This is a genomic window from Acidobacteriota bacterium (assembly GCA_020853395.1).
In the GTDB taxonomy this organism is placed as follows: domain Bacteria; phylum Acidobacteriota; class Vicinamibacteria; order Vicinamibacterales; family SCN-69-37; genus JADYYY01.
On the sequence record JADYYY010000010.1, the window covers coordinates 533,930 to 556,247 of the forward strand.

The 22,318-nt window shown below is 68.5% G+C and carries 25 protein-coding genes; 5 read left to right on the forward strand and 20 right to left on the reverse strand.

Features of this window, described 5'->3' with window-relative positions:
• Positions 1-117: 117 nt before the first annotated feature.
• The 4 genes from IT184_11015 to traF are packed head-to-tail and all read right to left on the reverse strand — an operon-like array spanning position 118 to position 5,179.
• Positions 118-1,311: a type II secretion system F family protein gene (locus IT184_11015; protein ID MCC7009339.1), complete on the reverse strand. Its 1,194-nt coding sequence runs from the start codon at positions 1,309-1,311 to the stop codon at positions 118-120.
• On the reverse strand, positions 1,308-2,435 hold the full coding sequence (locus tag IT184_11020) for a type IV pilus twitching motility protein PilT (GenBank protein MCC7009340.1): 1,128 nt from the start codon (positions 2,433-2,435) through the stop codon (positions 1,308-1,310). Before IT184_11020 ends, IT184_11015 begins: the two co-directional genes overlap by 4 nt.
• Before the next feature lie 2 nt (positions 2,436-2,437).
• Positions 2,438-4,171, reverse strand: coding sequence for a type IV-A pilus assembly ATPase PilB (gene pilB, locus IT184_11025; protein ID MCC7009341.1), 1,734 nt, complete (start codon positions 4,169-4,171; stop codon positions 2,438-2,440).
• Between the two features lie 24 nt (positions 4,172-4,195).
• A complete protein-coding gene (gene traF / locus IT184_11030; GenBank protein ID MCC7009342.1) occupies positions 4,196-5,179 on the reverse strand; it encodes a conjugal transfer protein TraF in 984 nt (327 codons plus the stop codon).
• A gap of 204 nt (positions 5,180-5,383) precedes the next feature.
• Between traF and IT184_11035 the strand changes: the two genes are divergently transcribed.
• The 5 genes from IT184_11035 to fusA all read left to right on the forward strand — a co-directional run bounded on the left by IT184_11035 (position 5,384) and on the right by fusA (position 12,205).
• A complete protein-coding gene (locus IT184_11035; GenBank protein ID MCC7009343.1) occupies positions 5,384-6,115 on the forward strand; it encodes a YIP1 family protein in 732 nt (243 codons plus the stop codon).
• A gap of 4 nt (positions 6,116-6,119) precedes the next feature.
• Positions 6,120-7,472 carry an efflux RND transporter periplasmic adaptor subunit gene (locus IT184_11040; protein MCC7009344.1) on the forward strand — a complete coding sequence of 451 codons (1,353 nt, stop codon included), beginning with the start codon at positions 6,120-6,122 and terminating at the stop codon, positions 7,470-7,472.
• Between the two features lie 5 nt (positions 7,473-7,477).
• Positions 7,478-8,701 (forward strand): ABC transporter permease, encoded by a 1,224-nt coding sequence (locus tag IT184_11045; protein ID MCC7009345.1) that lies wholly within the window; start codon positions 7,478-7,480, stop codon positions 8,699-8,701.
• Position 8,702: 1 nt separating this feature from the next.
• Positions 8,703-9,986, forward strand: coding sequence for an ABC transporter permease (locus IT184_11050; GenBank protein MCC7009346.1), 1,284 nt, complete (start codon positions 8,703-8,705; stop codon positions 9,984-9,986).
• A 122-nt stretch (positions 9,987-10,108) separates the two neighbouring features.
• Entirely contained in the window at positions 10,109-12,205 is a 2,097-nt protein-coding gene (fusA, locus tag IT184_11055; protein MCC7009347.1) for an elongation factor G, read from the forward strand.
• On the opposite strand, the gene IT184_11060 is transcribed toward fusA, so the two are convergent.
• From IT184_11060 to rplF, 16 genes are all read right to left on the reverse strand, one after another.
• Positions 12,202-13,521, reverse strand: a complete 1,320-nt coding sequence (locus IT184_11060; GenBank protein ID MCC7009348.1) for a M28 family peptidase — start codon at positions 13,519-13,521, stop codon at positions 12,202-12,204. The two genes, fusA and IT184_11060, sit on opposite strands and share 4 nt — an antisense overlap.
• A gap of 105 nt (positions 13,522-13,626) precedes the next feature.
• Positions 13,627-14,208, reverse strand: a complete 582-nt coding sequence (gene rplQ / locus IT184_11065) for a 50S ribosomal protein L17 (GenBank protein MCC7009349.1) — start codon at positions 14,206-14,208, stop codon at positions 13,627-13,629.
• A 112-nt stretch (positions 14,209-14,320) separates the two neighbouring features.
• Positions 14,321-15,301 carry a DNA-directed RNA polymerase subunit alpha gene (locus IT184_11070; protein MCC7009350.1) on the reverse strand — a complete coding sequence of 327 codons (981 nt, stop codon included), beginning with the start codon at positions 15,299-15,301 and terminating at the stop codon, positions 14,321-14,323.
• A 125-nt stretch (positions 15,302-15,426) separates the two neighbouring features.
• Positions 15,427-16,056: a 30S ribosomal protein S4 gene (rpsD, locus tag IT184_11075; protein MCC7009351.1), complete on the reverse strand. Its 630-nt coding sequence runs from the start codon at positions 16,054-16,056 to the stop codon at positions 15,427-15,429.
• An 81-nt stretch (positions 16,057-16,137) separates the two neighbouring features.
• A complete protein-coding gene (gene rpsK, locus IT184_11080) occupies positions 16,138-16,578 on the reverse strand; it encodes a 30S ribosomal protein S11 (protein ID MCC7009352.1) in 441 nt (146 codons plus the stop codon).
• A gap of 9 nt (positions 16,579-16,587) precedes the next feature.
• The gene (gene rpsM, locus IT184_11085; GenBank protein ID MCC7009353.1) at positions 16,588-16,962 is read right to left on the reverse strand and encodes a 30S ribosomal protein S13; all 375 of its coding nucleotides are present in this window, start codon (positions 16,960-16,962) and stop codon (positions 16,588-16,590) included.
• A gap of 12 nt (positions 16,963-16,974) precedes the next feature.
• On the reverse strand, positions 16,975-17,088 hold the full coding sequence (rpmJ, locus tag IT184_11090) for a 50S ribosomal protein L36 (protein ID MCC7009354.1): 114 nt from the start codon (positions 17,086-17,088) through the stop codon (positions 16,975-16,977).
• A gap of 8 nt (positions 17,089-17,096) precedes the next feature.
• Positions 17,097-17,324, reverse strand: coding sequence for a translation initiation factor IF-1 (infA, locus tag IT184_11095; protein ID MCC7009355.1), 228 nt, complete (start codon positions 17,322-17,324; stop codon positions 17,097-17,099).
• A complete protein-coding gene (gene map / locus IT184_11100) occupies positions 17,321-18,109 on the reverse strand; it encodes a type I methionyl aminopeptidase (GenBank protein ID MCC7009356.1) in 789 nt (262 codons plus the stop codon). Before map ends, infA begins: the two co-directional genes overlap by 4 nt.
• Entirely contained in the window at positions 18,106-18,759 is a 654-nt protein-coding gene (locus tag IT184_11105) for an adenylate kinase (protein MCC7009357.1), read from the reverse strand. Before IT184_11105 ends, map begins: the two co-directional genes overlap by 4 nt.
• A gap of 29 nt (positions 18,760-18,788) precedes the next feature.
• Positions 18,789-20,174, reverse strand: coding sequence for a preprotein translocase subunit SecY (gene secY, locus IT184_11110; protein ID MCC7009358.1), 1,386 nt, complete (start codon positions 20,172-20,174; stop codon positions 18,789-18,791).
• 10 nt (positions 20,175-20,184) lie between these two features.
• The gene (gene rplO, locus IT184_11115) at positions 20,185-20,634 is read right to left on the reverse strand and encodes a 50S ribosomal protein L15 (protein MCC7009359.1); all 450 of its coding nucleotides are present in this window, start codon (positions 20,632-20,634) and stop codon (positions 20,185-20,187) included.
• 3 nt (positions 20,635-20,637) lie between these two features.
• A complete protein-coding gene (gene rpmD / locus IT184_11120) occupies positions 20,638-20,823 on the reverse strand; it encodes a 50S ribosomal protein L30 (GenBank protein MCC7009360.1) in 186 nt (61 codons plus the stop codon).
• An 8-nt stretch (positions 20,824-20,831) separates the two neighbouring features.
• On the reverse strand, positions 20,832-21,362 hold the full coding sequence (rpsE, locus tag IT184_11125; protein ID MCC7009361.1) for a 30S ribosomal protein S5: 531 nt from the start codon (positions 21,360-21,362) through the stop codon (positions 20,832-20,834).
• Positions 21,363-21,379: 17 nt separating this feature from the next.
• Positions 21,380-21,748, reverse strand: a complete 369-nt coding sequence (locus IT184_11130; protein ID MCC7009362.1) for a 50S ribosomal protein L18 — start codon at positions 21,746-21,748, stop codon at positions 21,380-21,382.
• A gap of 13 nt (positions 21,749-21,761) precedes the next feature.
• A complete protein-coding gene (gene rplF, locus IT184_11135) occupies positions 21,762-22,298 on the reverse strand; it encodes a 50S ribosomal protein L6 (protein ID MCC7009363.1) in 537 nt (178 codons plus the stop codon).
• Between the last annotated feature and the right edge of the window lie 20 nt (positions 22,299-22,318).

Below are 22,318 nucleotides of genomic sequence, written 5' to 3' on the forward strand. Positions count from 1 at the left end.
CGTTTCGCCGCCACCCGCCGGCCCAGGCCGATCGCAACGCCTGCATGACAGGCTTCGACGACGATCGACGTTTCTGACATCCTGCGGCCGCGACCGCCGGCCTCCATCCGCGGGGCCCTACGACAACTGGCTGATCAGGTCGAACAGCGGCAGGTACATCGAGATGACGATGCCGCCGACGATGACGCCGAGCACGCAGATGAGCGCAGGTTCGAGGATCGTCAGCAGGCCGGCGACCGCGACGTCGACTTCGTCCTCGTAGAACTCCGCGATCTTCGCGAGCATCGTGTCGAGAGCGCCCGTGCTCTCGCCGGCGCCGATCATCTGCGCGACCATCGGCGGGAACACGCCGCTCGCGCGCAGCGGCTGCGCGATGGTGTCGCCGCGCTCGATGCGCGCGCGCACCTGGTTAAGCGCGGTCTCGATCACGGCGTTGCCCGACGTCTTCGCCGTGATGTCGAGGCCGTCGAGGATCGGCACGCCCGATCCGAGCAGCGTCGACAGCGTCCGGCAGAACCTGGCGACCGCGACCTTGCGGAAGATCTTGCCCACGAGCGGCAGGCGCAGCAGCATCCGATCGATGCGCATGCGCCCCGCGGGCGTCTGGTAGTAGCGCCGCACCGCATACGACAGCCCGAGAGCCCCCACGACCATGAACGGCAGGGCGACGATGAGCTGCTTGCTCGCCCAGATGACGATGCGGGTCGGCAGCGGCAGCGTGGCGTTGAGCCCCTCGAAGAGCGCGGTGAACGTCGGGATGACCTTCCAGAGGATCACCATCACGACGACGACCGCGATGCTCAGGACTGCGATGGGATAGATCATCGCGGAGCGCACCTGCGAGACGAGCTTCGCCTGCTTCTCGATGAACGTCGCCAACCGCTTCAGGATCACGTCCAGGATGCCGCCGGCTTCTCCGGCCGCCACCATGTTCGTGTAGAGGGTGTCGAACGCGTAGGGCCGCCGCTGCATCGCGTCGGCGAGCGAGGCGCCGCCTTCGACGTCGGCCTTCACCTGCTCGACCGCGGCCGACAGCCGCTTGTCGGGCTCCTCCTTCGCCAGCAGCTCGAGGCACTGCACGAGCGGCAGGCCGGCGTCGATCATGACCGAGAACTGCCGCGTGAAGATGGCCAGGTTCTTCGGCGGCACCCGCCGGATGCGCCGCTCCTTCCTCGGCGCCACCTGGACGCTCGTCACGAGGATCTGCTCGCGGCGCAGCGCGGCGGTGAGCGCCGTGCTCGATTCCGCCACGCGCTCGCCTTTCACGAGCTGGCCGGCGCGCGTACGTCCCGCCCACGCGTAGCTCGTCATCGCGTCGCTCCCTGGGTGACGCGGTACGGAGCCGCGACGGCAGGCGCCGGCACGGGATGGGCGGAGCCGCGCTCGAGCATGAGCGACAGCTCCTCACGATTCGACGACGTGGAGAACGCGACATCGCGGGTGATCACGCGCCGCTCGACGTACCGCGCGAGCGCCTGGTTCATCGTCTGCATCCCGTACTTCTCCTGTCCGGCCTGCATCGTCCCGTAGATCTGGTGGATCTTGTCCTCGCGAATGAGGTTGCGGATGGCGGGCGTCGCGGCGAGGATCTCGAGTGCGGCGACGCGCCCCTGGCCGCCCGCTTTGGGGACGAGCGCCTGACAGACGATCCCCTCGAGGACGAGCGACAACTGCGTGCGGATCTGCGCCTGCTGGTGCGCCGGAAAGGCGTCGACGATACGCGTGATGGTTTGGGCCGCCGAGTTGGTGTGGAGCGTGGCCATGGTCAGGTGGCCCGTCTCGGCCAGCTTCAGGGCCGCCTCCATCGTCTCGAGGTCGCGCATCTCGCCGACGAGCACGACGTCGGGGTCCTCGCGCAACGCGGCGCGCAGCGCCTTCGAGAAGCTCTGCGTGTCGGAGTGCAGCTCGCGCTGGTTCACGAGGCTGGTCTTGTGCTGGTGGAGATACTCGATCGGATCCTCGATCGTGAGGATGTGGGCGTGCCGCGAGAGGTTGATGCGATCGATCATCGCCGCGAGCGTCGTGGACTTGCCGCTGCCCGTGGGCCCCGTGACGAGCACGAGGCCGCGCGGCCGGTCGGCCAGCGCGGCGAGCACGGGCGGCAGCCCGAGCTCCTCGAGCGGGCGGATCTTCTCCGGGATGAGCCGGTAGACGGCGCCGACGCCCCCCTTCTGGTTGAACACGTTGCAGCGGAAGCGGCCGACACCGCGCAGGCCGAACGCGATGTCGAGCTCCCACGTCTCTTCGAACTTCTTCTTCTGCGCGTCCGTGAGCACGCTGTAACAGAGGGATTTGATGACGTCGGGCGTCAGATCCGGCAGATCCAGCCGGCGCAACTGTCCGTCCACGCGCACCTGGGGCGGCGAGCCCATCGACAGGTGCAGGTCCGAACCCTTCAGCTCGAGCGTCGCCTTCAACAGGTCGGGCAAATTCATCGTCACATCGTCTCCCGCACGACTTCGTCCAGCGTCGTGACCCCTTCGCGCACTTTCTGCAGCCCGCTCTGGCGGAGCGTGACCATGCCTTCGGCCATCGCGAGCTTCCGCAGATCGGTCGCCGAGGCGTTGCCGACGATCAGCTCGCGCAGCGCGTCGGTGACTTCCATGACCTCGAAGAGGCCGACGCGCCCCTTGTAGCCCGCCCCACCGCAGCGGTCGCACCCGCGGCCGTGGCACGCGCGCACCGTGGTGGCCTCCTCACGGCTGAAGCCGGCTTCTACGAGCTTGGCGGGCGAGAGATCGAGCGGCTCGCGGCACGCGTCGCAGATGCGCCGCACCAGCCGCTGCGCGCAGACGAGATTGACGGAGTTGCCGACGAGGAACGGCTCGACGCCCATGTTGACGAGCCGGTTGAGGCTGCTCGGGGCGTCGTTCGTGTGCAGCGTCGAGAGCACGAGGTGGCCCGTGAGCGCGGCTTTCACCGCAATCGCGGCCGTCTCGCTGTCGCGGATCTCGCCGACGAGGATGATGTTGGGATCCTGGCGGAGGAACGCGCGCAGCACGTTCGCGAAGTTCAAGCCGATGTTCTCGCGGACCTGGACCTGGTTGATCCCCGGCAGGTTGAACTCGACCGGATCCTCGGCGGTGATGATGTTGACGCCGGGCTGGTTGATCTGCGCGAGCGACGAGTAGAGCGTGTTCGTCTTGCCGCTCCCCGTCGGCCCCGTCACGAGCACCATGCCCCACGGCTTGCGAATCGCGTGATCGAACTTCCGGAGCGCGTCGGGATCGAAGCCGAGCCGCGACATGTCGAGCTTCAGCCCCTCGGGATCGAGCAGCCGGAGCACGACCTTCTCGCCGAACAGCGTCGGCAGCACCGACACGCGGAAGTCGATGTCGCGGTTGCGCCCCCGATCCAGGAACCGCGCCTTGATCCGGCCGTCCTGCGGCAGCCGCTTCTCGGCGATGTCGAGCCGCGCCATGATCTTCACGCGCGACACGATCGGATCGCGATAGCGGAGCGCCGGCGTCATCACCGGCAGGAGCTGTCCGTCGATGCGGAACCGGATCCGCATCTCCTTCTCGTACGGCTCGATGTGGATGTCGCTCGCGCCCTTCTGGATCGCCGAGAGCATCAGCGCGTTCACGAGCTTGACGATCGGGGCATCGCCGCCCTGCCGCTCGAGGGCCGCGGCGTCGATCTCCTCGGCGTCGGTGACGACCTCGAGGTTGTCGGTCTGCAGCCCGAGCTCCTCGAGCGCGCGATTGGCCAGATCGGCGCCCTTGCCGCCGGCGGCCGGTTCGGGACGGGCCGTGTAGTACCGGGCGATGCCGTCGCGAATCGCCGTCTCGGAGGCGACCACCGGCTCGACGTGCAGGCCCGTCATGAACTTGATGTCGTCCATGGCGAACACGTTCGTCGGGTCCGCCATGGCCAGCGTGAGCGTCGTGCTGGTGCGTGCGACGGGCAGGACGTTGTACTTGATCGCGCTCTCGGCTGAGACGAGCTTGACGACGGCCGTCTCGAGCTCGACTTCGCGGAGGTTGATGGCCGGGACGCCCACCTGGCGGCTCACGGCCGCGGTGATGTCCTCCTCAGCGAGGAAGCCGAGCTTGACGAGGCTCGCCCCGAGCCGCCCGCCGTTGAGGCGTTGATGGTTCAACGCCTCCTGAAGCTGGTTGGGCGTGACGCGCTTCTCGCGCAGCAGGAGTTCGCCAAGTCGGACAGCCATGCGTCTCGGGAGCCATGGCGACCGTCACAGGCCGGCGCGCAGCGCAACGCCGAATTCACGAGCTTCGTCGCGGTCCCGGCGTTGAGCCCAGTGCCCGTCGAGCCACAGCCCGCGGCGGATGGCCACGCTCATCCCCGCGGACGCCGACAGCCGACGGGGCCCTTCGAGGCTCCACTGGAGCCCCGACCGGACCGCCAGGTGCTGGCCGATCCGGCCCTCACCTCCCACGGCACACGCACGACGAAGGTCGCCCCCGAGGTCGACCGTCTCCAGGTCGAGGTCCATAGCAAGGGTCAGGCCATCGACCGGCAGGACCGCAAGACCAAGCCGCGCCTGCCTGGGCAGCGTCATCTCGCCCACGGCCGCATCGCCGAACGAAGGGGATCGCAGATTCTTCCACGCGAGCCCGACGCGCAGCCGACCCATGTCGGCCATCAGGCCGGCGTCGAGATCCAGCGTGCCGCGCGTCTGCCCTTTCACGTCGTCGGTCCGATCGAGCGCTGCGCCGACCGTCAGATCGCTCGACAACGCCGAGACCACGCTCCCGCGCACGTAGTTGAGCGTCGCGCCGACGACGAGCCCGTCGACGATGGTCTGCAGCACGGTCCCGCCGAGCTGCGTCGTGCGCAGCGTGCGCACCTCGACGTCGCTGCGCCCCTCGGGACCCGCGCCGAGCGTGGTCATCTCGAACGTCCCGTACGAAATGCCGAGCGGCCACGTCCCGAGGCTCGTGAACCGCGTGCTCCGTCGTCCGGGGCCGGCCGAGAGCGGGCTGTCCGGATTACCGGTTTGAAAGCGGTGCCACCCTATTGTCATGCCGGCCGGCCCGCCGACGGCGAGCCCGGCCGGATTCCAATGCGTCGCCGTCGCGTCGTCCGCGACGGCGACGAACGCTCCGCCCATGCCGAGCGCCCGTTCGCCGGCCGACTCGAACGTCGGCTGCGCGGCCGCCATCGTCGGCCGAAGCGCCGCCAGCAGCACGAAGACCAGACCTGCACACAACCGCATCACCACGGACTCCCCGGCCGTGCTGGAGTTGTCGGCAGCGCCATGGCGAAACTTTGGATCGTCGCCTTTCGTAATTCGATCCGAGCCATTGCGGCTCCCTGCCGCCGATCGCCCCGCGGGCCCACAGGTTCACGGCTGAAAACGCACGGAACGCTCTAGTATGGTCTGGATCGGCCATACTCATCGGACCGGATGAGGCCGCCTATGTCTCAGTCAGTCGCGGGAACCGAGTCGAACACCAGCATCCTCGCCCGTGCGATTGGCGTCGTGACCGCCCCGGCCGCCACGTTCGCGGAGGTCGTCCGCTCGCCCCGGCCGGCCGGCATCCTGCTCCTCGTCAGCCTGGTCGTCGGCCTCCTGACGGCCCTGCCGCAGTTCACCGAGCGCGGGCAGCAGCACCTGCTCGAGATGCAGCGGCAGCAGATCACCCGCATGGGCATCGCGATCTCGCCGGAGATGGAGGAAACGCTCGCGCGCCGCGCGCCCTACCTCGGCTATCAGACGCTCGTGTCGGTGTTCGTCGCGCTGCCGATCGTTTCGGTCGTCATCGCCGCATTCTGCTGGGCGCTCTTCAACATCGTCCTGGGCGGCACGGCCACGTTCAAGCAGGTGCTCGGGATCGTGACCCACAGCCAGGTGATCAGAGCGCTCGGCGTCGTGGCGGCCGCCCCGATCATCTGGATGCAGGGCCTGCAGAACATGGCCGGCCCGTTCAACCTGGGTGCGCTCGCGCCGATGCTGGACCCGGCGTCGCGTCTCGCCGGCATGCTGGCGGGCCTGGACTTCTTCACGCTCTGGCAGATCGTCGTCATCGGCATCGGCCTCGGCGTGCTGTATCGCCGCCGCGCGCTCGGCATCTCCGTCGGACTGCTTCTGATCTACGTGGCCGTCGTGGCCGCGGTCACCGCCGCGTTCTCGGCGGTCTTCCCCAGGTAACCGCATGACCCGTACAAAGAAGATCGCCATCGCGATCGGTGTCGTCGCCGTCGTCGGCACGCTTGGATTCGTCAATTACCGGTACCGCAGGAACACCGCCCCGTCGGTCACGACCGAGAAGGTCGCGCGGCGGGATCTCGAAGCGATCGTGTCGGCGAGCGGCAAGATCCGCGCGAAGAAGACGGTCAACATCAGCGCCGAGACGATGGGGAAGATCGTGACGCTGGCCGTCACGGAGGGCGAGCGGGTCAAGAAAGGTCAGCTCCTGCTCGAGATCGATCCGCGGAACCTCGAGACCGCCGTGCAGAACCGCCAGGCCAGCCTCGACTCCGCCCGCTCGCAGCTCGAGCAGACCCGCGCCCAGGTCGAGAGCGCGCGTGTGGCCCTCAAGCAAGCGCAGGAGAACTACCAGCGACAGACGGATCTCTGGCGGGCCGGCCTGGTCGCTCGCGACGTCTACGAGCGGACGCAGAACGAGCTCAAGGCACGGGAAGCCGATCTGGCGGTCAGCGAGCAGGCCGTCCGCACGCAGGAGCAGCGCATCCGCGTCGAGGAGGCCAACCTCACGAGCGCCCGCTACGACCTCAACAAGGTTCGCGTCGAGTCGCCGATCGACGGCGTCGTGATCAAGCGAAACGTCGAAGAGGGCGAGACCGCGGTCGTCGGCACGATGAACAACGCCGGCACCGTGCTGCTGCAGATCGCCGACATGTCGGTCATCGAAGCCGAGATCGAGGTGGACGAGACCGATATCCCGTTCGTGAACGTCGGCCAGCCGGCGCAAATCCAGATCGATGCCTTCCCGGACCAGAAGGTCCGCGGCCGGGTGACCGAGGTCGGCAACAGCCCGATCACGACCACCGGAACCAGCAGCACGACCGGCCGCGCGACGAACTTCAAGGTCGTCGTCCAGGTCGAAGGACCGGTCCCCGACGTCCGGCCTGGTTTCACCTGCACGTCCGTGATCACGACCGCGACCCGCGCGCGTGCGCTGGGCGTGCCGATCCAGGCCATGACGATCCGCGAGTTCATCGTCGACGCCGAGGGACAGGTCGTGAAGCCGCCCGCGGCCGCGGCGAACGGCTCCGGCAGCCCGCCGCCGGTCCAGGAGCCCGGACCAGGACAGGAGCGCAAGGAGCTCGAAGGCGTATTCGTGTACCGGCAGGACAAGGCCGTCTTCGTGCCGGTCCGAACGGGGATTGCCGGCGAGAAGTACTTCGAGGTGCTGAGCGGCCTCAACGAGGGTGACGAGGTCATCACGGGCCCGTTCGCGTCCGTCCGGTCGCTCAAGGACGGCGACGCCCTGCAGCGGGCGAAGGCCGACGCGAGCACGGGAGCGGCAGCCACCACGCCGTAGCCGCCATGGGCCAGTTCCTCGAAGCCGCGACGATCGCGCTCCAGGCCATCTGGACGAACAAGCTGCGATCGCTCCTCACGGTGCTGGGCAACGTCGTCGCCGTCACGTCGATCATCGCGGTCGTGTCGCTCGTCCAGGGGCTGAACGCCAGCGTCACGGACGCGATCCAGTCCGAGTTCGCCGCCGACTCGTTCTCGGTACGCCGGCGCGGGTTGACGCAGACCGACGAGGAGAATCAGCGGGCCGAGAGCAACCCGCGCGTGACGGCTGAGGATGCGCGCGCGATCCGGGAGTTCTCGGGCGACGTCCGGCTCGTGATGGCGGAGGCGAACACGGGCGCGCAGGTGAAGTACCGATCGGACGCGCTCGACAGCGTCGGCGTCCGCGGCGTGAGCAAGGAGTACAACGATCTGCCGTCCACGCAGATCGAGCGCGGCCGGCCGATCACGGCGAGCGAGTTCGATGCGGGCCGGCAGGTCGCCGTGATCGGCTGGGGCGTCGCGGACCGGCTCTTCAGCGTCCTCGAGCCGCTCGACAAGACCATCACGGTCGCCGGCGTGCACTTCCGCGTCGTCGGCGTGGCCCCCAAGAAGGGATCGATCTTCGGGGAATCCCAGGACGAGTACATCGTGATCCCGCTCGCCGCGTTCCAGCGCCTTTTCGGAATCCGGCAGTCGCTGGCGCTCACGGTGCTGCCCGTCAGCTCGGCGCGCATGGAACAGACGATGGACGACGCGCGGGTGGCATTGAGGGTCGAACGGCGGCTGCGGCCGAGCGAGCCGGACAACTTCGGCATCCTGTCGTCGAACACGTTCCTCGACCTCTACCGGACGGCGACGACAGGCATCTTCACCGTGCTGATCGGCGTCGTCAGCCTGTCGCTCGTCGTCGGCGGGATCGTCATCATGAACATCATGCTGATGGTCGTGAGCGAGCGCACGCGCGAAATCGGCCTCCGCAAGTCGCTCGGCGCGCGCCGGCGCGACATTCTGTGGCAGATCCTGACCGAGTCGATCACGCTTTCCACGTTCGGCGGGTTGTGCGGGACGGCGCTGGGGTTCTTCACCGCGTGGGTGATCAGCCAGGTCAGCCCGCTGCCGGCGATCATCGAGCCGTGGTCGATCGCGCTCGGCATCTCCGTCACGGCGTTCGTCGGCCTGTTCTTCGGCCTCTACCCGGCGATGCGCGCGGCGCGGCTCGACCCGATCGAGGCGCTGAGGCGCGAATAGCATGCGCAGCGGGCTGTTCGCCGAGATCGTGGCGATGTCGTGGGAGACGGTGCGCGGCAACAAGCTGCGATCGTTTCTCACCGTGCTCGGCATCGTGATCGGCATCACGTCCATCGTCGGGATGACGTCGCTCATCCGGGGGTTCGACGAGTCGGTCCGCAGCCTGATGCGCGATCTCGGCCCCAACACGATCTTCGTGGCGAAGTTCTCGGGCGTGAGCTTCGCGTCCGGCGCCAGGTTCGAGGACCTGATGAAGCGGCCGAACATCACGCCGGCCGACGCGGAAGCCATCGCCAGGGACGCGCCCTCGATCGACATCGTGGACATCACGTTCGGCGGCGGCGGGCCAGGGTCGCAGCAGCAGCGCGTCTACTACGGCAACCAGCGGACGAAGCCGATCATGGTGTTCGGCACGAGCGAGCGCTGGCCGTTCGCCGTGCAGTTGAAGGTCGACAGCGGCCGGTACTTCACCGGCACCGAGGTCCAGCGGCGGGCCAAGGTCGTGGTGCTCGGCCAGTCCCCGGCCGACGCCCTGTTCCCGCAGCGGGATCCGCTCGGCAAGAAGGTGCGGATCGGCCTCGACGAGTTCGTGGTCGTCGGCGTCATGGCCAAGCGCCCGAGCCCCGGCGGCTTCAACATCGGCGCCGACGACTTCGTCGTCGTCCCCTACACCGCGTACGCGAAGCTCTTCGGCATTCGCGCGAACGACGTCGGCCGCGGCGAGATGCGGAGCACGCAGGTCGCCGCGGTCCCACGCGAGGGGATCTCGCGTGAGACGGCGATCCAGCAGGTCGAGCAAGTGATGCGGATCCGCCACGGGCTCCGGGTGGACGAGCCGAACGACTTCGACCTCGTCACGCAGGATGCCGTGCTGGCCATCTGGGACCAGATCAGCCAGGCCAGCCTGCTGGCGCTCGTCGTGCTCTCGTCGATCGCGCTCATGGTCGGCGGCATCGGCGTGATGAGCATCATGACGATCAGCGTCACGGAACGAACGCGCGAGATCGGCGTCCGCAAGGCGCTCGGCGCCCGCCGGGTCGAGATCCTGTGGCAGTTCCTGCTCGAAGCCGTGTTCCTGACGCTCGCGGGCGGCGTGCTCGGCGTGCTGCTCGGCACGACCGTCGGCGTCGGCGTCCACCTGACGACCGGCTTCCCCGTGTCGCTCCCCTGGTGGTCGTTCGCGATCGGCGTCGGCTTCTCGGCGGGCGTCGGCGTCTTCTTCGGCATGGTGCCGGCCTTCCGCGCCTCCCGCCTCGATCCGATCGAAGCCCTCCGCTACGAATAGCCCACCGGCCGATCCGGGCATCGGATCGCCGGCCGTCACGCCGGCATCGTCTCCTCGCCGCGGCGGCCGGCGATGATCCGATGTCCGATGTATTAGGATTCGCCTATCGGGAGGCGATCCATATGAAGGTCTTCGACGCGGCGGCGATCCGGAACGTGGCGCTCGTAGGGCACAGCGGCAGCGGCAAGACGCAGCTGGCTTCCGCGCTGCTGTTCGACGGCGGCGCCTCGACCCGACTCGGGAAGGTGGACGAAGGAACCACCGTGACGGATTTCGACGAGGAAGCCATCGCGCGCAAGCACACGCTCGCCGCGTCGCTCGCCTACTTCGAGTGGAACAAGTGCAAGATCAACCTGATCGACACCCCGGGCGCCGGCAACTTCCTCTCCGAGACGCGCGCCGCCTTGCGCGTCGTCGACGCCGCGGTCGTCGTCGTGGACGCCGTGGCCGGCGTCCAGGTCTCGACGGAGAAGGCGTGGGAAACCGCCGAAAGCCTGGGGCTGCCCCGGCTCGTCGTCTGTAACCGTCTCGATCGCGAGCGGGCGAGCCTCGATCGGGCGCTCGAGTCGATGCACGCCACGCTCGGCCGGGCGTGCGTGCCGGTGCAACTGCCGATCGGGGCCGAGCGCGACTTCCGCGGCGTCGTGGATCTCGTCACCATGAAGGCGTTCACGTTCGCGACCGACGAGTCGGGCAAGACGACCGAGGGCCCGGTCCCGGACGCGCTCTCGGCCGAGGCCGAGGCGGCGCGGACGACGTTGATCGAGATGGTGGCCGAGGCCGACGACTCGCTGATGGAGAAGTTCTTCGAGGCCGGCACGCTGACGCAGGACGAGCTGACCGCCGGCCTCACCAGGTCGGTCCGGGCGGGCCGCCTCTTCCCGGTGTTCTGCGCCTCGGCGGTTCGGAACATGGGCGCGCAGCCGCTCGCGACGGCCATCGTCACCTACGTGCCGTCGCCAGCCGATCGACCGTTCAGCGGAACGACCTCCACGGGCGAACCGGCCACGCTCGAGGCCAGCGACGCCGCCCCGCTCCTGCTCTGGGTCTGGAAGACGATGGCGGATCAGTTCGCGGGACGGGTGACGTTGTTCCGCGTGCTGTCCGGCGTGCTGCGCGCGGACTCCACCGTGCACAACCTCACTCGAGACGTCCCGGAACGCATCGGCCACGTGCTCGTGCTCGAGGGCAAGACGCAGACGCACGTGCCGGAGCTGCACGCGGGCGACCTCGGGGCGGTCGCGAAGCTGCGCGATACGCGCACGAACGACCGGCTCGGCGACCGCAGCCTGACGTTCACGCCGGCCCCGATCACGTTCCCCAGCCCGGTGCTCTCGTACGCGATCGAGCCGAAGAACCGCAGCGACGAGGACAAGATCGGGCCGGCCATGCAGCGGCTGGTCGAGGAGGACCCCTCCATCGGCTACACGCGCGACCCGCAGACGCACGACCTGCTGCTGTCGGGACAGGGCCAGCTCCACATCGAAGTCACGGTGGCGAAGCTCAAGCGCCGGTTCGGCGTCGAGGTGACGCTGAAGCCGCCCCACATCCCCTACCGCGAGACCATCACGGTCCGGGCGGAGGCGCACGGCCGCCACAAGAAGCAGACGGGCGGCCACGGCCAGTTCGGCGACTGCAAGATCCGCGTCGAGCCGCTGCCCCGCGGCGCCGAGTTCGAGTTCGTCGACGACATCTTCGGCGGCTCGATTCCCAGACAGTTCATTCCGGCCGTGGAGAAGGGCATCCAGGATGCTCGGGTGCGAGGCCATCTCGCCGGCTACCCGATGGTCGACTTCCGCGTGGTGCTGACCGACGGGGCCTACCACGACGTCGACTCCAACGAGCTGTCGTTCAAGCTCGCAGGCCGGCTCGCCTACAAGGATGCGATGTCCAAGGCGCGGCCGACGCTGCTCGAGCCGATCATGACCGTCGAGGTCTATGCGCCATCCGATTTCGCCGGCGACCTCATGGGCGATCTCAACAGCCGGCGCGGCAGAATCGCCGGGATGGAGACACGCGGCAACGGAACGGTCATCAAGGCGAGCGTGCCGATGGCGGAGATGCTGACCTACGAGCAGACGCTGACGTCACACACCGGCGGCCGTGGCGCCTATCACATGGAGTTCTCCCACTACGAAGAGGTCCCGAGCCATCTGCACGCGAAGATCATCGCCGCGTCGAAGGCCGAGCGTGGCGAGATGAAGGAAGAAGAAGCCTAGGCCGGCGCGGACAGCCCGGCCGGCGGCGTCCATCCGCCGAACAGATCGTCCCAGCACGCGTCGATCCGTGCCCGCTCCGCGTCGGGGATTCCGGCCGTGAACGGCAGCACCGGCATCCGGGAGAGATCGTCCAACCACGTGGCGACGGCCGACACGTCTCTCGCGATCACGCCGGTGGACACGCGGCTCAGATCGTCGTCCGGCCGATGATGGAAGAAGCGGCCGGTGTCGCAGTTGACGCGGTAGTGGAAGACCCCGGCGATGCCGCACGCGACGAACGGAAAATGATCCGCGTACGGCACGACGCTCGTGACGGTCTGGTAGTACAGGCCGGCCTCGCGGAACCGCGGGCGCAGCGCATCCTCGAAATCGGGATGGGCGTTGACGTGGAGCTGCAGCCAGCCGAGGTGCGAACCGTAGCTGTCGAGGTTGTACATCAGCCGCCCCCGGCGCGAGACCTCGGCACGATGCGCCCGCACGTACGTCGCGGCTCCGACCGACAACTGCTCTTCGGCGCCGAACGAGACGAGGCGAATCGTCCGGCGGCGCGGCCGGCCCGCGAGCAGGCGCGCCATCTCGAGCAGACCGGCGACACCCGATCCGTTGTCGTCGGCGCCGGGCGACGACGCTTGCGTGTCGTGATGAGCGCTCGCGTAGAGAATCTCGTCCGCGAGGTCGGTGCCCGGCAGATCGATCACGACGTTCTGTGACGTCGCCGCCTGCATCCCTCCCGTGACGCGGCAGCGTGCGCGAGAAGCGCCGCGGGCCACCCACGACCAGGCGTCCTGGTACGCGACATTGAGCGTCGGCACCGCGCCGATGGCCGACGTGTACGCGGGGAACATGCCGTCGGCGAGCGGCGTCGCGCCAGGAAAGCGGGTATCGACCATCAGCAGGAACGCCGGATGCGCGTCGATCAGCCGCCGGTAGGCCGCCCGCGATTCGATGTGGCAGCCGAGGTGAATGACGGCCTTCCCGGTGATGTCTCCGAGGTCGTCGCGCTGGTAGTCGGTGGGCGTCAGGGTGACGAGCTCCCCGCTGCGCCATTCGCCGTCCGTTCCTGGAGTGCTGCTGAAGAGCGAGCACGGGTACGGGCGCCACGCGCCGTCGATTAGCACCTCCAGCGCTTCCTCGGCCACCTCCCTCGCGTGCACTGGGAAGGTCTCGTCCCAGACCTCGGCGCCAGCCTCGCGGGCGCGACGGACGACGTGGTCGGCGGCGGCACGTTCGCCGGCGGTACCGGCAAGCCTGACGCCGATCTGCCCGGCGAGGACGTCGAGGTCGTGAGCGAGCCGGTCGGGCGAGGCGCGAAGCATGGGCGTGATCGGAGAAAACAGCACGAGCCGGCGCCTGTCGACATCCGGCGTCGGCGGGCATCGGCTCGTGCGATTGCCATCCGCGGGAGACGCCCGCGGCTGTTGCTAGCTGCCGCCTGCCTTGCGCGGGGTGGTGCTTCGGCGGCCGGCGCCCTTGGCGGCCTTGTCGGCCTTGGCCTTCGGCTGCTGGCTCTCGTCTTTCTTCTTCCGTCCGCCCGTGAGCGCCTCGCGGATGCGGCCGCCGACCGTCTTCTTCTTCGGCGCGTCCGGCGCGGCGTCGCCGCCCTTGGCCGTCTTCACCGCATCGGGGTTGAACTCGAACCCGACGAGCTCCACCTGCGCGACGTCCGCTGCGTCACCGCGGCGGTGACCGAGCCGGAGCAATCGCGTGTAGCCGCCCGCCCGATCGACGTACTTCGGCGCGACCGTCTCGAACAGCTTCCGGAGCACGGCGCGGTCGACGATGTCCTGCCCGACGGTTCGGCGGGCGGTCACGTGATGCGTGCTGCCTTCCGGCGCGCCGAGACTGCGCTTGGCCACCGAGATGATCCGCTCGACGAACGGCCGCAGCTCCTTCGCGCGGGCGACGGTCGTCTCGATGCGCTCGTGCTCGATCAACGCCGACGCCTGGTTGCGGAGCATCGCGATGCGGTGCTCCGTGACGCGGCCGAGCTTCCTGTATGCCACTCTGTGACGCATGTTCGATCCTTGCAGGCTCGAGCGAGGCGCCGTGAGTCGCGGGACTCACCGCGCATCGCTCTCGCTCATCACTCATTGCTGACCGACGTACCGCGACTCCTCACGCCCCCGTCTCGTCTCCCTGATCGAGCCGCATGCCGAGGCTCAGGCCCAGGCTCGCGAGGATTTCCTTGATCTCGTTGAGCGACTTGCGCCCGAAGTTCTTCGTCTTCAGCATCTCGCCCTCGGTCTTCTGGACGAGCTCGCGCAGGGTGCGGATGTTCGCGTTCTTCAGGCAGTTGTACGACCGCACCGACAGCTCCAGCTCCTCGACGCTCTTGTCGAGGTGCTCGTTGACCGACGAGGCGGGCTGATCGGACGCGCCTTCCAGCGGCTGATCCGCGGCCTCGTCGAGGCCGACGAAGATCGTGAAGTGATCGCGGATGAGCTTCGCCGCGAGCGACACGGCATCGCGCGCCGTGACGGCACCGTTGGTCGACACCTCGAGCGTCAGCTTGTCGTAGTCGGTCACCTGGCCGATGCGCGCCGCCTCCACCGTGTAGTTCACGCGCTTGACGGGCGAGTGCACCGAGTCAATCGGAATCCAGCCGATGCCCAGGTCCTCGTCGAAGTTCTTGTCGGCCGAGACGTACCCGCGGCCGCGCTTCACGCGCAGCTCCATCTCGAGGCGGCCGCCCTCGCTGACGGTCGCGATGTGCGCGTCCGGCTCCAGGATCTCGACGTCCGCGTCGGCTTCGATGTCGCGCGCGCGCACCTCGCCGGGCTTCAGCGCGCGCACGAGCAGCGTCTTCGCCTGATCGGTGTGCAGCTTCAGCGGGATCTGCTTCAGATTCAGGATGATGTCGGTCGCATCCTCCACCACGCCCTGAATCGGCGCGAACTCGTGGAGCACCCCCTCGATCTTCACCGCGGTCACGGCCGCGCCCTCGATCGACGACAGCAGCACGCGCCGCAGCGCGTTGCCCACCGTCGTCCCGAACCCGCGCTCGAACGGCTGGGCGGTGAACCGGCCGAACCGGTCGGTCAACGTCTCCCGTTCGAAGTCGAGTCGCTTCGGACGCTGAAATCCCTTCCAGAGCATTGGTCTCGTTCCTTTCGCCTGCGCGCCGGCTCAGCCGGCGGCCAGACCTGCATGACGATCACCGGCCTCCCGCGGCAGGCCTGAGCGCTGCGGGCCGGTGACTGGCTTCATTGCCACGGCCGCGCTTACTTCGAATACAGCTCGACGATCAACTGCTCCTGAACCGGCAGGTTGATCTGCTGGCGGGTCGGAAGCTGCACGACGCGGCCGGCCCGGCCGCCCGCGTCGAACAGCAGCCACTCGGGAATCCCGCGTCCCTTCACCTCTTCCATCGCGTGCTGGATGATGGCGTTCTCGCCGCTCTTGGCCCGCAAGGCGACCACGTCTCCCGATCGCACCGCATAGGACGGGATGTCCACCTTGCGGCCGTTGACGGTGAAGTGGCCGTGGCGGACGAGCTGGCGCGCCTGGGGACGCGACGTCGCGAAGCCCAACCGGTAGACGACGTTGTCGAGCCGCCGCTCCAGCATCTGGAGGAGCAGCTCGCCGGTGATGCCCTTCTGCCGGTCGGCCGCCTCGAAATAGCGGCGGAACTGGTTCTCGAGCACGCCGTAGGTGCGCTTGACCTTCTGCTTCTCGCGCAGTTGAATCCCGTAGCCGACGAGCTTCGCCTTGCGGGATCGGCCGTGCTGACCGGGCGGCACGTTCCGCTTCTCGATCGCGCACTTCTCCGTGTAGCAGCGTTCCCCCTTGAGGAACAGCTTCATGCCCTCGCGCCGGCACAACCGGCAGACCGGACCGATATATCGAGCCATCTAATCCTCTTCAGCTAATCACGACCGCGCCACGCACCTCGCGCGGCCCGACGATCCGCCCCTGCGATTCCCCGCGCACGCCTAGACCCGCCGCCGCTTCGGCGGCCGGCAGCCGTTGTGCGGAATGGGCGTGACGTCGCGAATGGACTTCACGTCCATGCCGACCGTCTGCAGCGCGCGCACCGCCGACTCGCGGCCGGCGCCCGGCCCCTTCACCCGCACTTCGAGCGATCGCATGCCGTGGGTCTTCGCCGCGTTGCCGGCCGCCATCGCGGCCTGCGTCGCCGCGAACGGCGTGCCTTTCCGGGATCCCTTGAACCCGATCCCTCCCGCGCTCGACCAGGCAATCACGTGCCCCTCGAGATCGGTGATCGTCACGATCGTGTTGTTGAACGACGCCTGAATGTGCGCGTAGCCGTGGTGGACGACGCGCTTCTCGCCGCGCTTCTTGAACGTCTTCTTCTTCGCGGGCGACTTGCCGCCCTCGGGAGCCGCTGCGCCTTCTGGTTGCGTCTTGGCCATGTCCGTGTCCTACTCGACCTTCTTCTTCGGCACCGCGCCCTTGCGCGGGCCCTTGCGCGTGCGGGAGTTGGTGCGCGTGCGCTGCCCGCGCACGGGCAGGTTCCGGCGATGCCGCGCGCCGCGGTAGCTGCCAATCTCGACGAGCCGCTTGATGTTCATCGAGATCTCCTTGCGGAGATCGCCTTCCACACGCCCCTCTTCCTCGATGACGCGCGTGATCTTCCGCACATCGTCTTCCGACAGGTCCTTCACGCGGATGTCGGGGCTCACGCCGGCGGCGCCGAGAATCCGAGCCGATCGGGTCCGCCCGATGCCGTAGATGTACGTGAGGCCCACCTCGACCCTCTTGGTGCGGGGCAAATCGACGCCTGCAATCCGAGCCATTCTCGCCGTCTCCTATCCCTGGCGCTGCTTGTGCTTCTGGTTCGAGCAGATGATCCGCACGACGCCCTGCCGGCGCACCACCTTGCACTTGTCGCAAATCCGCTTCACCGATGCCCTGACCTTCATCGCTGCTCCTACCGCTTTCCGACGATGCGCCCTCGCCCGGCGTCGCGCGGGCTGATGGCCACCTGAACCCGATCGCCGACGACCAGCCTCACGAACGTGCGTCCCGGCCCCGTGCGCGCGTGCGCGACGACCTCGCGCCCCTGGCCGACGCCCACTCGATACAGCGCCCGGGGCAGGATCGCCGTTACGGTCCCGGTGACGTCCGCCCCCGGCGTCTCCCGCTCGTCGTCCATCACGACCTGACGGGATGCATGCCGGCGAGCGGCCGGCCCGATCGCACCGTCAACACCTGCGGGCCGTCGGCCGTCACCGCGACCGTGTGCTCGAAGTGCGCCGCGAGGCTGCCATCCCGCGTGACGGCCGTCCATCCGTCGGCGAGCACGCGCGTCTCCGGCTTGCCCATCGCCACCATCGGCTCGATCGCCAGCACCATGCCGGCCGCGAGCTTCGGCCCGCGTCCCGGCGGGCCGTAGTTCGGAATCTGCGGGTCCTCGTGCAGGCGCTCGCCGATGCCGTGCCCTACGAACTCCCGCACGATCGAGAACCCGTGCTGCTCCACCCACTGCTGCACGGCGTGCCCGATGTCCGACAACCGTCCGCCCACCGCAACGGCCGCGATCGCGCGCTCGAGCGACTGGCGCGTCACGTCGAGCAGCTCCTGCGCCCGCTCGGCAATCCGGCCAACCGCCACGGTCAGCGCCGAATCGCCGTAGAACCCGTTCACCTTCACGCCCATGTCGAGCGAGATGATGTCGCCGTCGCGCAGCACCCGCTTCGCCGACGGGATCCCGTGCACCACTTCCTCGTTCACCGACGCACACAGCGTGGCCGGGTAGCCGCGATACCCCTTGAACGCCGGCTCGGCCCCCGCGTCGCGCACCAGGCGTTCGGCGAGCTGATCCAGGTCCTTCGTCGTCACGCCCGGTGCAACTTCCGCCGCGAGCGCCGCGAGCACGTCGGCCACCAGCGCATTGGCCGGCCGCATCCGCTCGATTTCCGCCTGCGACCGGCAGATGATCACGGCCACCCTCCCGCCACCGAGGCGATGGCCGCCGCGATATCGGCCGCCACCATGTGTTCCGGCTGGTCGCCATCGACGGATCTGAACGTCGGACGCCGCCGGTAGTACTCGACGATCGAGCGGGTGTCCCGGACGTAGACCCGCAGCCGCTCGCGAATCACCTCGGGATCGTCGTCGGGACGCTGCACGAGCGTGCCGCCGCACTTGGCGCACTGCCGGTCGCCCGCCCGCGCCGTCGTCCCGCACTGCCCGCAAATCCTGCGCTGGCTGAGGCGGGTGACGAGCGCCTCCTCCGGCACCTCGATGTCGACGACGATGAGCGGCCGCCGCGGGTCGACGAGATCGTCGAGCGTCTCGGCCTGCACCAGCGTCCGCGGAAAGCCGTCGAGCACGAACCCGCGCTCCGCATCCGGCCGCGTCAGCCGTTCCCGCACGATCCCGATCACCAAGTCGTCGCTCACCAGGCGGCCGGCGTTCATCGTCGCCTTGGCGGCGCGGCCCACGTCCGTGCCGCCCTGCACCGCTTCGCGGAGGATGTCGCCGGTCGCGATCCGCGGAATGCGGCGCTCCCGCGCGATCCGTTCCCCCTGCGTGCCCTTGCCCGCTCCCGGCGGCCCGAGCATCACCAGTCGAACCGCCCCGTCCGCCATCTGTCGATCCCCGACGGCCACGCGGCGCGCTACCCGCGCCGGCCCCGGATCCGCGTCTTCTTCATGAACCCGTCGTAGTGCCGCATGATCAACTGCGACTCGACCTGCTGCACGGTGTCCATCGCGACGCCGACGATGATCAGCAGCGACGTCCCGCCGAAGTAGAACGGCACGCCCAGCCCCTCGGTGATGAAGCGCGGCATGATCGCGTCCAGCCGGTCGCCGATGAACGGGATCGGCTGCACTTTGAACCCGGTCAGCAGCAGCTCGGGCAAGAGCGCGATCGCCGCCAGGTAGAGCGCGCCGGCGAGCGTCACCCGCGCCAGGATCTGATCGATGTGCTCGGCCGTCCGTTTGCCCGGCCGGATGCCGGGCACGAACCCGCCGTACTTCCGCATGTTCTCGGCGACGTCATCCGGATTGAAGATGATCGCCGTGTAGAAGTACGCGAAGAACACGATCAACCCGACGTAGAGCAGGTTGTAGAGCGGGTACCCGATGCTCAACTGGGTAATCGCCCGGTCGGCGAAGCTCGTCGCCGCGAACATCGGCTTCAGCGTCTGTGGAAACGCCAGAATCGACGACGCGAAGATCACCGGCATGACGCCGCCGGTGTTGACCTTGAGCGGGATGTGCGTGCTCGTGCCGCCCATCAGCCGCCGGCCGACCATCCGGCGGGCGTACTGCACGGTGACCCGCCGATGGCCGCGCTCGACGAAGACGACGGCGCCGACGACCGCCACCATCAGCACGACGAGGATGATCAGCGTGAACAAGCCGATGCTGCCCATGCGCAACTGCTGGATCGTGGCCAGCGCGCCGCGCGGCAGCCCGACGACGATCCCCGCGTAGATCAGGAGCGACATCCCGTTGCCGATGCCGCGCTCCGTGATCTGCTCGCCGAGCCACATCACGAGCGTCGACCCGGTCGAGAGCGTCAGCACCGTCATCAGGCGGAAGCCCCACCCCGGGTTGGTGACGATCTGGTAGCCGCCCGCCTGCGACGCGTTCTCGAGGAAGATCGCGATCCCGAGCGCCTGCACCACGCTCAGGAGGATCGTCCCGTACCGCGTGTACTGCGTGATCTTCCGGCGTCCGAGCTCGCCTTCCTTGGACAGCCGCTCGAGATACGGCCAGACCACGGTCAGAAGCTGCAGGATGATCGACGCGCTGATGTACGGCATCACCCCCAGCGCGAAGACCGTCATCTGCGAGAGGTTGTAGCCCGAGAACATGTCGTACAGACCGAACAGGTTGCTCGCCGCCGCCTGCTGGGTCAGCTCGTACAGCGCGTCCTTGTTGATCCCGGGCGTCGGGATGTGGCCGCCCAGGCGGTACGCCGTCAGGATCCCGAACGTGAACAGCACGCGCTTGCGCAGCTCGGGAATCGCGAAGATGTTCTTCAGGCTGTCCATAACGCCGCCTCTACGACGGGATGACCACCGCCGCGCCGCCGGCCGCCGCGATCTTGCCGGCCGCCGAGCCGCTGAACTTGTGCGCCTTGACGGTCAGCGGCTTCGCGATCTCGCCTCGGCCCAGCACCTTGATCGGGCCCGACGCATCGCGCACGACGCCCCGCTCGCGCAGGATCTCCGGCGTGACCGAAGCCCCCGACTCGAAGATCTGCTCCAGCGTATCGAGGTTCACCACGTGGTACTCCACGCGGAACGGGTTGGTGAACCCGCGCTTCGGCAGCCGGCGGTGCAGCGGCGTCTGGCCGCCCTCGAACCCGCGCTTGAACCGGTACCCCGATCGCGACTTGGCGCCCTTCGCGCCGCGCGACGCGGTCTTGCCGTGACCCGAGCCGGGCCCGCGCCCGACGCGCTTCCGTGGATGCTTGGCGCCCTTCGGCGGGCGCAGATTGTTCAGCGACATGGGTTACTCCTCGACGCTCACCAGGTGCCGCACCTGAAGGATCAGGCCGCGCGTGGCCTTCGTGTCCTCGACCTCGACCGTCTGACGGATGCGCCGCAGACCGAGGCTCCGCAGCGCGGTCTTCTGCTTCTTGTCGAACCCGATGCCGCTGCGCAACTGGGTCACTCTGAGCTTCTTGTTCGCCGTCATGCCCGCCTCTACCGCGCCGCCGCGCCCGCGCCGACGAGCTCGTCGACGTCCTTGCCCCGCAACCGCGCGACCGACGACGGATCGCGAAGGTCCGTCAGCGCCGCGAAGGTGGCGCGCACGACGTTGTGGCCGTTCGCCGACCCGAGCGACTTCGTCAGCACGTTGTGGATGCCGGCCGACTCGACGACCGCCCGGACCGCCCCGCCCGCGATGATGCCGGTGCCGTCCGGCGCCGGCTTGAGCAGCACGCTGCCGGCCCCGAACCGGCCGAGCACCGGGTGCGGGATGGTCGACCCGGCCATCGGCACGCGAATGAGCGACTTCTTCGCCGACTCGATCGCCTTCTTGATCGCAGACGGCACTTCCTTCGCCTTGCCGATCCCGAACCCGACCACGCCGTGGCCGTCGCCGACGACCACGAGCGCGCTGAAGCTCAGGTTCTTGCCGCCCTTGACGACCTTCGTCACCCGGCTGATGGACACGACCGTGTCCTTGAGTTCGAGCTCCGACGGATCGATCTTCTCGCGAGACTGCGCCATGAAATCCTCTCAGTGCCTCAGAACTCGAGCCCGGCCTTGCGCGCGGCCTCGGCCACGGCCTGGATCCGCCCGTGATACAGGTTCCCGCCGCGGTCGAACACGACGCGCGTGATGCCTTTGGCCTTCAGCCGCTCCGAGATCACGCGGCCGATGGCCTCGGCGCCGGCCTTGTTGCCGCCCCGCACGTCGCCAGAAAACACGCTCTTCAGCGACGGCTCGATGCTCGACGCCGAGGCGATCGTGTGCCCCGCGAGATCGTCGACCACCTGGGCGTAGATGTGGCTGGCCGATCGGAACACCGCCAAACGCGGCCGCTCCGCCGTACCGTGAATCCGCTTCCGCTGCCGCAGCCGGATGCGTTCCCGCCGATCCTTCTTCGTCCGAATCTTCATGGCGTCCCTAGGCTCCCGTCTTGCCGACCTTCTTCTTCAGCACTTCGCCGGTGTAGCGCACGCCCTTCTGCTTGTACGGATCGGGCTTGCGCAGACGCCGGATGTCGGCGGCGACCTGCCCGACGAGCTGCCGATCGATGCCCGTCACGGTCACGTGCGTCTGCTTGTCGATCGTCACGTCGATGCCGGGCGGGATGTCGAACACCACCGGGTGCGAATAGCCCAGCGCGAAGACGACCTGCTTGCCCTTCACCTCGGCGCGATAGCCGACGCCCACGATGTCGAGCTCCTTCTTGAAGCCGTCGGTCACGCCGGCCACCGCGTTGGCGACCAGGCTGCGCGCCAGCCCGAAGTACTTCTTCAGCGCCGGGTCCTCGCGAACCATGTCGGCGCGCAGCTCGGCGCCGCTCTGCGAGAACGAGACGCCCGGCGGAAGGCGCTGCGTCAACGCGCCCTTCGGCCCCTTCACTTCCACGGCATCCGAATGCACCGTCACCGTGACGCCCTTCGGCACCGGGATGGGTTTTCTGCCAATTCGAGACATCTGCGATCCTTCTCAGGCTC